The organism is Streptomyces sp. OfavH-34-F (assembly GCF_022347745.1).
GTDB lineage: Bacteria > Actinomycetota > Actinomycetes > Streptomycetales > Streptomycetaceae > Streptomyces.
The window spans coordinates 1-13160 of record NZ_JAKRGC010000167.1; the positions used below are offsets into that span (position 1 = coordinate 1).

A 13160-nucleotide genomic window follows, 5' to 3' on the forward strand; every position below is an offset into this window, starting at 1 on the left:
ACGCGCGCTTCGACGCCCGGCAGGCGTCCCGGCACGAGGACCTGGCCGACGACGTCCGCGCCCGGCGGAGCTCGCGGAGTGGGAGCGCATCGACCAGCTGCTCGCCGCCGCGCCGGCGGGCACCGTCTACGACCCGGACACCGACGATGTCGTCCAGGCCGAGCTCGCAGCCGAAGCCGCGGCCGCCGCCGCCCGCGAGGCCGAACTGCGCGAAGCCGCCCGGGTCACGGCTCGCGCCGATGAGCTCCAGGCCCTGTGCGAGCTCGGCACGCTGGAGCAGACCGAGCCGCGCATCGGGGACGAAGCCGTCCGGGACGAACTCACGCGGCGAGCCGGCGGGTACGTCCAGGCCGACGTCGATGCCTGGCTCGCCCACGCCCTGGCCGCGCACCTCGGGCACTACCGCGACCCGGCCGACCGCGAAGCCGCCGTCGGCCTTCTCCCGCCTCCGGTTCTCGCGCACGCCGCGCTGCTCGCCGAACTCGCCCGGCTGGTCCCCGGCGCCGACGTCGACGAGCTGCGTGCGCGGCCCCTGGCGCGGCACCACCCTGCACCCCGTCGACTGGCAGCAGGTCGCCGCCGAGGGCCCCGGGTGGTACGACACCAGCGGGCCGCGCGAGGACTGGCGCCGGCTCATCGCCGATGTGGAGAACCGGGCCGTCCCCATCCCCGAGGACGTCGCCGGCCTCCTCGACCAGCTGCGTGAGCGCCTGGACGCCCTGGCCGACGACGCCCCCCTGGCCGCACTCCGCATCCTGGCCGCGCTGGAGTCCTCGATCGCCTCCGCCGGCGAGGTCGCCGCGTACACGTCCCGCGCCGACGACCAGAGCGGGGACACGATCGCCGCGGGTCTCGGCCTCACCGCGTCCGAGGCCCGCTCCCGCCTCCACCGCTACGCTTGCGGATACTGACCACCGGCAAGGGTGCTGAACCGTCGGCAGGCCCTTGGCCTGCCCGTACGCCTGCATTCTGGCCGGTTCGGCCTCGTCCGTCCCTCCTGCCGCGATATGACAGGGGTTCCACACGGGATGACAGAGGGGCGGGTGTCTGGGGATGGGTGCGTTGCTGCTGCTCGTGCTGGCGGTGCTTGCGGCGACCGGCTGGTACTGGAGCAGGTACCCCGGCAAGTGGGTCTACGCCTTCACTTCGGCATACGCGCAGGAGCGGGCGGCGCTGCGGGGCTGCCGGCGGGAGCTGGGCGAGGTGACCAGGAAGGCCCGGCAGGCAGAGAAGGCCGCCAAGGAGCAGGCGGACCTGGCGGAGGCTGACTACCGGCGCGGCGTCCGGGTGCTGGAGCAGGAGATCAAGGAGCTGCTGGAGCCGGGGTGGGGGCGGCTGGTGAAGGGCCCGGTCGGTGACATCACCCTGTACGAGCACGTGGTGAAGGTGACCGGCCGGTCCCTGGCCGTCATCCCGCTTGCCGGGCTCAAGGCCGTGTTCAGGTCCGATCCCACGTACATGATCGACCTGACGGAACCCGGCGGCCGCACCCACCGCGCGAAGTACCCTCGTCGCCGCGATCCGGACGACCAGGGCGCCTTCTTCACCTCGGAGCAGCTGAGCGACTTCACCCTCGACATCCTGAACGCCGCAGCGGACGAGCACGAGTTCCTCGCCCAGCGACAGACCCGTCTGCCGCAGGCCCGCCAGGAACTCAAAGCCGCGCGGTCCGACACCGAAGCGCGCGACGAAGCGCTGGAGAACCTCCGCGCGGTGTGTGCCTGGCAGAAAGCCGACCCCCGCCGGAAGGAACTCCTGGCCGAGCTGGACGCAGAACGCAGCCGGTGGCAGCAGCTCACCGGGAAGATGCCCCCGCGGTAACCGGCCGCGCCGGCACAGGCCGAAGGGCTCGCTATGGGGCGGGCTCGTACCGGACGGTGGAGTCCGTGCACGTTTCGGCACGCTCGAGAAAAGCCGTACGTTCGGCCTCGTCGGCGCTCAGGCTCCAGTGGAGCTTGGTGGCAGCGCTGCTCAGTCTTCGGACCGATGCGGACGGCCTGGCCGGCGCGCTCGACCTCGCGCGGGAAGTCGTGGCCGACTTCCCGCGTTCGGTAGCCGCGGGGATGCTGCACGCAGCGGAAATACTTGCAGCGGTGATCTCTGTCGTTGCGCACCCGGTTATGACCCCGCCGATGGACCAGTCGCCCGATGGCAGGGAGACCGCTGAGACACCCGACCCCGAGCCCTTGCTCGCCGGATGCGCGGCGCTCGGCGAAGTACTGGCGGAGAAGACGAACGGGCAACGCCGACACCCGCCGCCCTCACCCCTGCACCGAGGTCGAACGCCGCCCCCGCACCCTCACCCATCCCCTCATCGACCACGACGGCCGTCTTCTGCTCCTGCCCTGGCTGCTGACCACCGCCGCCGCGCTCTACGGCTCCCACCTCGACGACGGCCGCCTGCCCCACTCCGACCTGCCCGCGCTGGTCCGCGACGCCCTGCGCCGCCACCGCCAAGTCCTCGACCAGCAGCTCGAAACCGACGTCGAAGACGTCGCCCGCACCGCCGAGCTGCCCCACTGCGCCCGGCTGCTGGAGAAGACCGCCGCCCAGCACGGCCTCCCTGGCCTTCCCGGCGAGATCGACCTCCTCATCGCCGACGCCGCCACCGCCCGCCTACGGGCCATCGAGGCGAAGAACCCCGAACAGGGTGTGGCCGTGCACCATGTTTTCCAGCACGTCCAGCGGTTCGGGCGCTATCGCGACAAGGTCCTCGTCAAGACCGCCGTCATCGGCGACCACACAGCCGCAGCCGCGCACCTTTGCGGCGCCGCCGGCCACCTCGCCTGGAGGACAGTCCCGCTCCTCGTCACCCGTACAGTCGAGCCGGCCGCCTTCCTCACCGACCCCCAGGTCGCCTACACCAGTGCCGCTCACCTGGCCGCCATCCTGGCCGCGCCGAGCGATCCCCTCCCGGGCTGGAATGGCCCGGGACAGCCAGGAGCACCGGTCAGTCGCTGACACCCCAGTCCCGAACAGCCTTGAGCGCCTGGGCGCGCTGGTCTCCGAACGGCGAGTGGCGAGCGACGGCGTACTGGTCCAGCGGATCAGCCGCCTGCTGCGGGCCCGCGAGAGCGAGAAGTAGCCGCTCACGCCCTGGTCGGGCGCAGGAAATCGCGTACGAAGGTGCGGTGCCACCAGCGGCCGGTGGCCCGCAGCTCGCGCCAGGTCGTGAACCGGTAGCGGAAGACCCTGGCCCGTACCTGGGCGGGCGGGGTGTCCGGGAACGGGTTGTGCCGCAGCAGCCGCAGCGTGTTCGGGTCGTTCTCCAGCAGCCGCTCCACGAACGGCCCGAACCAGGACCTGGCGTACGCGGGGGAGAGCGCCGCGAACCACATCATCCAGTCGAGCCGCAGATGGTACGGGGCGAACTGGCGCGGCATCCGGCGCGGATCGCCCGGCTTGCCCTTGAAGCCGTACTCCTTCCACACGGTGCCCGGGTGCACCACCGCGTCGTCCGTGCCCTCGACCACCACCTCCAGGCGGACCCGGCTGATGCTGCCGAACGCGCCGTACGTGTTGACCAGGTGCAGCGGGTCGAAGGACCGGTTCATCACCTGGCGGCGGGAGACCAGATTGCGGGCCGGACGGTAGCTGAGGGCCAGTACCAGTGCGGTGACCGCGACGACCACCACGGCGTACCAGACGGGCGCGCCCCGCTGGGCGGGCGGCTCGGTCACCGGCGACCAGTCGATGACCGGCAGGGCGAGCGTGATGGTCAGCCAGTTGAGCCAGGCGAAGTTCCCCGAGAGCACCAGCCACAGCTGCGTGACGATCATCAGCCCGGCGGCCGCGCTCGCCACCGGCTGCGGGGTGAACAGCAGCACCGGAACGAGCAACTGGACCACATGGTTTGCCGCCACCTCCACCCGGTGTATCGGCCGGGGGAGCCGGTGGAAGAACCAGCTCAGGGGGCCCGGCATCGGCTGTGTCTCGTGGTGGAAGTCCAGACAGGTCAGCTTCCGCCAGCAGGCGTCGCCGCGCCACTTGATGAGCCCGGCGCCGAACTCCAGCCGGAACAGCAGCCACCGCAGCAGCCAGAGCACCAGCACCGGGGGCGCCGTTCCCGCGTTCCCCAGGAAGACGGCGAGGAACCCTGTCTCAAGGAGCAGCGATTCCCAGCCGAAGCCGTACCAGACACCGCCCACCTGCACGATTGACAGATACAGCAGCCACGGCACCGCCCACAGCGCCATCGCCGCCCCCAATGGCAGCCGGTTGTCCGCCCCGGCGAGCAGCGCGAGGGAGACGGCGCACCCGGTCCACGCGACCGCGGCGAAGAAGCGGTCGGAGTAGTGCAGCCGGAAGAGCCCGGGGGCGGTGCGCCAGGACGTACGCCGCAGCTCCCCGGCCGCGGGCAGCATGCCGCGCTCCCCGATCAGCGCGCGGAACTGAAGCGCCGCGGTGAGGAAGGCGGTCAGGTAGACGACGGCGAGGGCCTTCTGGAAGACCAGCCGGCCGAGCCAGTACCCGTCAGCGGTGAACCATTCCATCGAAACCAGTATCGGCCGTGCGCCCGCCGCCCGCCGGATGTATCCGCGCCGGAGACGCCCACACCGCCCGGGGAGCCGGTGGCGGCCTGCGGCGTGCCCGCCCGGGTGCCGGGGGAGACCCGCTGCCCGACGTCGACCGGGGAGCCCACGGACGGGCCCTCCGGGTTGCCACCGGCCGCCCGGGTCCGACGAGCCGCCGACGACGGCCCGGCCGGGCGGTGGTGAAGGCGGGGGCGTCACTCCTCGGTGGGCAGCCAATTGCCGTGGAGGCCCAGGGGGACGCGGACCGGGATGCGGACCCGGGCCACCGGGCCCGATGCCGGGTCCTCGGACGGGATGACGAGCAGCCAGCTGGTTCCGTCGGTGCGGTCGGTGGCGTACGTCATCCAGTAGCCGGCCTCGCCCGGTCCGGTGCCGGGGACGGGCGCGAAGACCGGCTCGCCCACCGACAGGTCCCCGGCCCGCCACGCCACGTGCGGGCCGGAGGGGTCGTTGCCGTCGTACCAGCGCAGCGTGTCGTACTCGCCGGGCAGCAGGTCCGGGCCGCCGGAGTCCGAGGCGACGGCCAGCTGGTGGTGGCGTCTGCCGATCAGCCGGTCGTCGGTGCGGGGGAGCTCCATCCGGACGTCGTCCAGTACGGTCCGGCGCATCGTGCCCGCGACGGGGTCGATGACCGCGCGCACCAGGCCCGTCCGGTTGGGCTCCGCCCCCTCGGCGGGCGCGCCGAGCGACAGGCGGGTCCACTGCACGTAGTCCAGCACCACATCGCCGCCGCCGGGCTCGGTGTCGTAGGCGTTGACCGTGTGCCACAGCCAGAAGGCGTCGTCGGACGCCCAGCGCACCGGGCTCCCGTCGCGGGGGATCAGGGCGAGGCGGGTGCCGCGTTCGGGGCGCCAGTCGAGCATGGAGCCGCCGTTCATGGCCGCCGCGATGTCGAAGAACACCGGTGCCAGCACGATCACCAGGAAGCGCGGGGTGATCGCCATGTCGTGGATCATCATCGGCTCGTCGACCCCGTCCACCGGCGTGGGGCCCCGGAGCACGTCGCCCCCGGGGCCGATCACGGACCAGGTGAGGAAGGGAGGCTCCAGGCCGTAGCAGAAGACCAGCATCTCGCCCGTGACCGGGTCGGTCTTCGGGTGGGCGGTGATGCCCGCCGGCAGTGCTCCGCCGAAGGTCTCCTTGCCGACGGTGGCCAGATCGGGCGTCATGAGGAACGGGCAGTCGGACTCGGCGAGCGCCAGCAGCCGCCCCGCGTGACGCACCACGTTGATGTCGGGCATGTCGCGGAAGGTGCCGGCCAGCTCCGGACCGACATCCGGCTCCTGCGGCAGGATCATCGACTCGATGCCGCCCCACAGCGCCCGCCCGGCCCGCTCCTCGGCGACCACGGCGGGTGTCCGGACGAACCGGTTGCGGTAGCGGGCCCAGCCACCGGAGATCCACACACCGTGCAGCATGCCGTCGCCGTCGATCGGGTAAAGGTACGAACCGATCGGCGTGAAGCGGGGATTGGGGCCGTTGCGCAGGAATACCCCGTCCAGCTCGCCGGGCAGTTCGCCCATCACGTCCAGGTCCGCCTCGTCGACCTCTTCGGTCACCGGGGCGAAGCGCCCCGAGAGGTGGACGACCCGGCTCGGGTCGAAGGCATGTGCGGCCATGGCGGCCTCCCTTGCCGGGACGTGAGGGCGCACCCGGATGCGGGCCGGGCTGACTACTCATTCAATCCCCGGCCCAGGGCCCCCGCAACGCCAGTGGTGGGGTGCGCAGGGCAGTTCCCTGGCCCACCATGGAAGACGGGGCGTGTTGCCGAGCCGGGCCGCACCTCCGGGGGTGTCCGGTGTTCGGAACCCGCTCCGGGCGGGCTGTACCGAGCGAGGGCTGGGGGGCAGACCGTCCGGCAGGAGCCACGTCGCCGCGCATGGGCCGCCTTCGGCCCCCCGGGCCGGTCTCGCAGTTCGCAGAGCTTCAGCATCCGGTCCGGTGGGCGGAACACATACCGAAGTCCTCGTGCCAACGCCATCCGCTGCCACCAGCTCACCGCAGGCCCTGCACAAGCCGCATGAGACGCAACCGAGAAGAGACCGCGCCCCAGGATCTGCCGGGCGGCCTGTGGCAGGCCCTGTCCAGCTCCACCACACCGGGTCGCCGCCGACAGCCGGCCCACCGTGGCCGTACAGCACCGTTCCTCGAAGGTGGTCACCGCCGAGCCGACCAGGCGGGCGACGCGTCCCGGCGTCGGCGGCTCCATCCGGTCTCCCCGCCAGCGCACGACCACGGCCTCCGCCAGCCGGTCCCGGTTCAGTTCCACCCCGCACAACTCCGCCGTCAGCCACTCGGCGAGCTGGGCCTGATCCTCCGCGGTGCACTCCCGGAACCCGAACGCGCCCCGGATCTCCACCCGGTGCCGCTTGATCGCCCGCCCCGACCAGTCGTACGCGGCCCACTCCTCGGCCGGCACTTTCACCTGCTGCGCCACGGACGACACTGCGAGCACCGGGATCTCCCCGGGATTCTCCGGGAACCGGGCCTCCACCTCGAAGAACTTCAGCAATAACGGTGGTGCAACCCGGTGCGAGTCTGCGGAGCAGCCCGCAGCGCATCGGACTGTGGCGCCGCCCGACCGGGGGCCGACCGGCGAGGAGGCCGTCGCCGGTCGTGTCGCCCGTGTTGACCGTGGCCGCAAGGACCCTGGGCGGTCATCCTGACGCGGTCCACCTGGGCGGGGGCACTTTGTCCTGGGCGGAGCGGACCGACCCGGAGATGCCTACCTACTGACACAGTGAGGCCCTCCGGACTCGCCGCGTCAAGCAGGTGCGGCAAGTTTCCAACAGAATGAAGAAAAATTTTTGCGACGGGCGAGTCGCGGTGGTGGCGGATGATGCGCCTGTCGCCGTCGCACGCAAAGGGCGTGCAGGGAGCGCAAGGAGCGCAAGGGGGAAAGGGTCTCGGCGCCCCTCCCCGGTCGGCTGGGTCGCTGATGCCCCCGGTGGCGGCTTACCAGGTCGCGCGGGCAAAGTGGTCGACGAGCGCCCAGGTGGAGCCGTCGACACCTCCCCGGGGCATCCCTGCCGAGGTGTCGCAGTCCGGGAAGCTCGTGACACAGTCGTAATCATGCATTCCTGGGTCGAAATCTTGCGTAACCCTGTTCTCGCGCCCTAATGTGACGCTCCGATCAGGGCAGTGCCCTGGGGACCAGGGACCACCTCGGAGGAGCCGTAATGAAGCCCCGCAACGTCGCGATCTTTCTGATCACTTCAGGTCTTGTCCTGTCAGCCACGGCTTGCGGTGGTGACGCGGACACCGGAGCCGAGGGGGATGTCACGATCACCGTGGCCTGTCAGCCGGCGAAGTCGGCGCCCAAGCAGCGCCAGGCATGGAACGACGACGTCAAGGCGTTCGAGAAGGCGCACCCCGGCGTCAAGGTCAAGAGCACGGACCAGCAGCCGTGCTTCGACCCGAAGACGTTCGCCGCGAAGCTGGCCGGCGGCCAGATGGAGACGGTCTTCATGGCCCCCGTCACCAACTACGCCGATGTCATGTCCAAGGGACAGGCGAAGGACATCACCGCGTCCACGGGCCTCGTGAAGAACTTCGGAGACATCAACCAGAGCGTCCGCGACATGGTGACCAAGGACGGCAAGATCTACGGCGTTCCCAACGTCAGCTACACCGTCGGGCTGGTCTACAACCGCAAGCTCTTCGAAGAGGCGGGCCTCGACCCCAACTCCCCGCCGAAGACCTGGGACGAGGTCCGCGCCGCGGCCAAGAAGATCGCCGCCCTGGGCGACGGCTACGTCGGCTACGGGGAGTACGGCGGCGGCAACGTCGGTGGCTGGCACTTCGCGCAGTCCATCTTCAGCCGCGGCGGCGAGATGGTCGTGGACGGCAAGGCGGCCTTCAACAGCGCCGAGGGCAAGGCGGTTCTGCAGACGCTGCACGACATGCGCTGGAAGGACGACAGCGTCGGCAAGAAGGTGCTGATCGGCTGGGAGGCGCTGATGCAGCAGATGGCGGCCAACAAGACGGGCATGATGCTCGGCGCCCCGGACGTCATCACCGACCTGGTGCAGAAGTTCCAGGGAAGCAAGGACCAGTACGGCATCGCCCCCATCCCCGAGGGCAAGGCGTCCCTGAGCGGCGGCGAGGCCTACATGATCAACCCGAAGGCGAGCGCCGCCGAGACCGAGGCGGGCCTCCAGTGGATCGACTTCCAGTTCAACACGCCGGGCAAGGGCCGTCACGACTACGCGCGCGGCAAGGCCAACGGTGAGGCCGTGGGCGTGCCGAACAACGACTACATGGGTGACTCGCCGACGGGCCGGAAGATCGCCGCACTCCGCGAGAAGAACGCGGTCCTGCCGGTCGAGTACTACCAGCCCTACGTCGAGGGGTCGAAGAACATCGAGCTCAAGCTGGAGCCGGTGAAGGCGCAGGAGCTCTACGCGGTCCTGGACGTCCCCATGTCCGCGGTTCTGACCCGCCAGGACGCCGACATCGACAAGCTGCTCGCCGATGCCGAGAGCAAGGCGAACACGATTCTGGCAAAGAGCTGACCGTCGTGAGACGGGTGCCGCATCCGTATCCGGCGGAGTGCGGCACCCCGACCGCGGCACGGAACGGGAGATCACCATGGACGCACCCACCGTGCAGGCGAAACGGCCCCCGAAGGCGCGGCGCCGGTCACCCGCACACCCCTCACGTCGAAGAAGGACTCTGCGCACCAACATCACCGCCTACGGGTTTCTGTGCGCGGCCCTGTTCTGCTTTGCGCTCTTCGCCTGGTGGCCGATCATCCGGCAGGTCGTGCTCAGCTTCCAGGAGACGAACCTCGTCGACGAGCCCAAGTGGGTGGGGCTGGACAACTTCCGCTCGGTGGTGGAGGACCCGGCGTTCGGCCAGGCATGGAAGAACACCTTCGCTTTCACCTTCCTCGCCCTGCTGTGCGGCTACGTGATCCCCTTCGCGGTGGCAATCGTCCTCAACGAACTGCGGCACGCGCGCGGATACCTGCGCTTCGTCGTGTACCTGCCGGTGATGCTGCCTCCGATCGTCTCGGTGCTGCTCTTCCGCTGGTTCTACGATCCCGGCCCCGGCCTGTTCAACCAGGTGCTCGACTTCGTGGGCCTGCCCGGCCTGTCCTGGCTGGACTCCACGGACACCGCGCTGATCTCTCTGGTCATCGTCTCCACCTGGATGAACATGGGCTCCGGCGTCCTGATCTATCTCGCCGCGCTGCAGAACATCCCCGGTGACCTCTACGAGGCGGCCGAACTCGACGGAGCCGGCATCTTCAGGCGGATCTGGAACGTCACCGTCCCGCAGACCCGGCTGATCCTGCTCCTCATGCTGATGCTCCAGGTCGTCGCCACCATGCAGGTGTTCATCGAGCCCTACATGCTCACCGGCGGAGGACCGGAGAACGCGACGGTCACCGTCGCCTACCTCATGTACCAGTACGCCTTCATCTACGGCGGCAACTACGGCGCCGGCAGCGCGCTCGGAGTCATGCTCATGATCGTTCTCCTTGCCGTCGCCGCAGTCCAGCTCAGGCTGACCCGCGACGAGAAGAGGTAGTCCCGTGGCCCACACCGTTGATGTGACGACCCACCCGGAACCCACCAGGGACACCAGGAAGGGTCCGTCGAAGGCCGTATCCCGCCCGCGCGAGCGGCGCCGCGCCCACTGGGCCGAGGGCCACTCCCGCACCATCGTCTCGCCCCTCGAGCTCAAGTCACGCTGGGGGTCGAGGATCTACTGGACGGTGCTCGCCGCCATCCTGGCCGTCTTCACGCTCGTGTTCGTCTTCCCGCTGTACTGGATGGTCACGGGCGCGATGAAATCGGGCGAGGAGATCGCCCAGATGCCGCCGACGCTGTGGCCCGAGGACCCGGACTTCTCGGTGTTCGCCGATGCGTGGGAGCTGTTCGACGTCGGGCTGCTCCTCAAGAACACGCTCTTCTACTCGGTCGGCGCCTGGCTGTTCGCCCTCGCGGTGGACGTGACGGCCGCGTACGCGCTGTCCAAGCTGCGCCCGATGTTCGGCAACGTGATCCTCGGGGCGATGTTCGCCACCCTGATGATCCCGCCGATCGTCGTCATGATCCCGGCCTACATCACCGTCACGGACGTGCCGGTCTTCGGATGGAACCTGCTCAACACGCCCTGGGCGATCTGGTTCCCGGTGGCGGCCAACGGGTTCAACATCTTCCTGCTCAAACGATTCTTCGACTCGATCCCCGACGAGATCCTCGAAGCGGCGGAGATCGACGGGGTACCGCCGTGGCGCGTGCTCGTCTCGATCATCCTGCCGATCTCGCGACCCATCCTCGGCGTGGTGTCCATCTTCACCATCGTGATGGTCTTCAAGGACTTCGTCTGGCCGCTGCTCGTGCTTCCCGACAGCGAGAAGATGACGATCAGCGTGGGTCTCTCCCAGACCGCGGGACAGGTGACGCAGAACCAGGTCATGGCGGGTCTGGTGATGGCGAGCATCCCGGTCATCATCGTGTTCGTCTTCTTCCAGCGGAGCATCATGGCCGGCCTCACCGCCGGCAGTGTCAAGGGATGACCCGCGCCCTCGTCCCTCACCTCCGCTTCACCACCCACATGCCTCCGCCGTCGGCCGACATCTTCCATGCCCCGTCCTGGCCAGCGGCGGAGACCCACCTGCCCGAAAGGACCTCCTGTGGCAGCCGTGCACCCCTCCCGCACCCATGATTGGTGGCGTGACGCCGTCATCTACCAGGTCTATCCCCGCAGCTTTGCGGACGGCGACGGGGACGGGACGGGCGACCTCGCGGGAGTCCGGGCGAACCTGCCCTATCTCAGAGAACTGGGCGTGGACGCCGTGTGGTTCACCCCCTGGTACCTCTCGCCCCTCGTCGACGGCGGCTACGACGTGGCCGACTACCGCACCATCGACCCGGCCTTCGGCACCCTCGACGACGCCGAGAAGCTGATCGCCGATGCCGCCGAGCACGGCATCAAGGTCATCGTCGACATTGTGCCCAACCACGTCTCCGACCAGCACGCCTGGTTCCAGGCAGCCCTCGCTGCCGGGCCCGGCAGCCCCGAGCGCGAGCGGTTCCACTTCCGCCCCGGCCGCGGCGAGCACGGCGAACTCCCGCCGAACAACTGGCCCTCGCAGTTCGCCGGTGACACCTGGACCCGGGTGCCCGACGGAGAGTGGTACCTGCACCTGTTCACTCCCGAACAGCCCGACCTCAACTGGAATCACCCCGACGTCCGCCGCGAACACGAGGATGTGCTGCGCTTCTGGTTCGAGCGCGGCGTCGCCGGCGTCCGCATCGACTCCGCAGCCCTGCTCACCAAGCACCCGGACCTGCCCGACTTCACCGAGGGTATCGACCCCCACCCCTACATCGACCAGGACGAGATCCACGACATCTACCGCGCCTGGCGGTCCATCGCCGACGAGTACGACGGCGTCTTCGTCGGCGAGGTCTGGCTTCCCGACGCCGAACGCTTCGCGCGCTACCTGCGCCCCGACGAACTGCACACCGCCTTCAACTTCAACCTCCTCGCCTGCACCTGGGATCCGGACGCCCTGCGCCGCACCATCGACGACACCCTCGCCGAGCATGCCCCCGTCCATGCCCCCGCCACCTGGGTCCTCTGCAACCACGACGTCACCCGCACCGTCACCCGCTACGGCCGGGAGGACACCGGCTTCGACTTCGCCAAGAAGCGCTTCGGCACCCCCACCGACTCGGACCTCGGTACCCGTCGGGCCCGTGCGGCCGCCCTGCTGACCCTCGCCCTGCCCGGCTCGGTCTACCTGTACCAGGGCGAGGAGCTCGGCCTTCCCGAGGCCGACATCCCCCGCGACCGCATACAGGACCCCATGCACTTCCGCTCCGGCGGCGTCGACCCGGGCCGCGACGGCTGCCGCGTCCCCCTGCCGTGGAAGGCCGAAGCGCCCTCCTTCGGTTTCGGCACCCCGCCCGGTACTGAGCCCTGGTTGCCGCAGCCCGCCAATTGGGGCCGCTACGCCGTCGACCGACAGCGGGCCGACGCCGATTCCATGCTCACTCTCTACCGCACCGCGCTCGGACTGCGCCGTTCCCTCCCCGGCTTCGGCGACGGACCGATGCGCTGGCTCCCCGCCGGGGACGGCGTCCTTGCCTTCGTCCGCGAGCACGGCCTGATCTGCGTCGTCAACCTCTCGCCTGCCCCCGTGGAACTCCCGTCCCACTCCAGACTCCTGCTGACGAGCGGTCCCCTCACCGCCGGCACGCTTCCCCCGGACGTCGCGGCCTGGCTCCAGGCCTGACCCCCGGGCAGCCCCGACAGCGCCCTTCGCGCACGTGGCCGTCGGCGGCGCCCCATGGAAAGACCCCATCGTGCGGCCGAGGCCGCTCGGCGCCGACTCCGTCGGCCGCGCCGCACGATGGCTGAGGCCGGAACCCTGACCCGGCCGTGACGGAAGCCCCGTTCCCGTTCCGTGGGGGGCCGGGGGCGGGGTTTCCGTGTGTGCGGCTCGACACCCGCTCGCAGCCGCCGCGCAGTCCGCCCGCCGCGAAGCCCGTTCGCCGCGGCTCCACACCCTCGGAGAAGCGAGCTCAGATGATCCCAAGCCGCGTTCGTCCGCGCGTGCGCGCCGGTGCCAGAGCCACCGCCGTCGCCTGCGCGCTCCTCTGCCTC

Annotated in this window: 11 protein-coding genes; 7 read left to right on the top strand and 4 right to left on the bottom strand. The window is 70.2% G+C overall.

Annotated elements, in window-relative coordinates; translation table 11 throughout:
* On the bottom strand, positions 1-544 hold a 544-nt coding region (locus MHW47_RS22160; RefSeq protein WP_239225541.1), incomplete at its 3' end, for a hypothetical protein.
* On the opposite strand from MHW47_RS22160, the gene MHW47_RS22165 reads away from it, so the two are divergent.
* From MHW47_RS22165 to MHW47_RS22175, 3 genes are all read left to right on the top strand, one after another.
* Complete coding sequence (locus MHW47_RS22165) at positions 522-911, top strand: hypothetical protein (RefSeq protein ID WP_239225542.1); 390 nt, start codon at positions 522-524, stop codon at positions 909-911. The genes MHW47_RS22160 and MHW47_RS22165 overlap by 23 nt on opposite strands.
* A gap of 142 nt (positions 912-1053) precedes the next feature.
* On the top strand, positions 1054-1821 hold the full coding sequence (locus MHW47_RS22170; protein WP_239225543.1) for a hypothetical protein: 768 nt from the start codon (positions 1054-1056) through the stop codon (positions 1819-1821).
* A 327-nt stretch (positions 1822-2148) separates the two neighbouring features.
* Complete coding sequence (locus tag MHW47_RS22175) at positions 2149-2961, top strand: hypothetical protein (protein ID WP_239225544.1); 813 nt, start codon at positions 2149-2151, stop codon at positions 2959-2961.
* A gap of 128 nt (positions 2962-3089) precedes the next feature.
* Here the strand turns inward: MHW47_RS22175 and MHW47_RS22180 are convergent, their stop codons facing one another.
* From MHW47_RS22180 to MHW47_RS36130, 3 genes are all read right to left on the bottom strand, one after another.
* A complete protein-coding gene (locus MHW47_RS22180; RefSeq protein WP_239225545.1) occupies positions 3090-4493 on the bottom strand; it encodes a lipase maturation factor family protein in 1404 nt (467 codons plus the stop codon).
* A 236-nt stretch (positions 4494-4729) separates the two neighbouring features.
* The gene (locus MHW47_RS22185) at positions 4730-6154 is read right to left on the bottom strand and encodes a carotenoid oxygenase family protein (RefSeq protein WP_239225546.1); all 1425 of its coding nucleotides are present in this window, start codon (positions 6152-6154) and stop codon (positions 4730-4732) included.
* Between the two features lie 53 nt (positions 6155-6207).
* Positions 6208-7029 carry a DUF4158 domain-containing protein gene (locus MHW47_RS36130; protein ID WP_374230127.1) on the bottom strand — a complete coding sequence of 274 codons (822 nt, stop codon included), beginning with the start codon at positions 7027-7029 and terminating at the stop codon, positions 6208-6210.
* Positions 7030-7825: 796 nt separating this feature from the next.
* Between MHW47_RS36130 and MHW47_RS22190 the strand changes: the two genes are divergently transcribed.
* The 4 genes from MHW47_RS22190 (at position 7826) to MHW47_RS22205 (ending at position 12789) form a co-directional block, all read left to right on the top strand.
* On the top strand, positions 7826-9049 hold the full coding sequence (locus MHW47_RS22190) for an extracellular solute-binding protein (protein WP_239225547.1): 1224 nt from the start codon (positions 7826-7828) through the stop codon (positions 9047-9049).
* 76 nt (positions 9050-9125) lie between these two features.
* Positions 9126-10070, top strand: a complete 945-nt coding sequence (locus MHW47_RS22195; RefSeq protein WP_239225548.1) for a carbohydrate ABC transporter permease — start codon at positions 9126-9128, stop codon at positions 10068-10070.
* Positions 10071-10203: 133 nt separating this feature from the next.
* Complete coding sequence (locus MHW47_RS22200; RefSeq protein ID WP_239225550.1) at positions 10204-11064, top strand: carbohydrate ABC transporter permease; 861 nt, start codon at positions 10204-10206, stop codon at positions 11062-11064.
* Between the two features lie 117 nt (positions 11065-11181).
* Positions 11182-12789, top strand: coding sequence for a glycoside hydrolase family 13 protein (locus MHW47_RS22205; RefSeq protein ID WP_239225549.1), 1608 nt, complete (start codon positions 11182-11184; stop codon positions 12787-12789).
* The last annotated feature ends 371 nt before the right edge of the window (positions 12790-13160 follow it).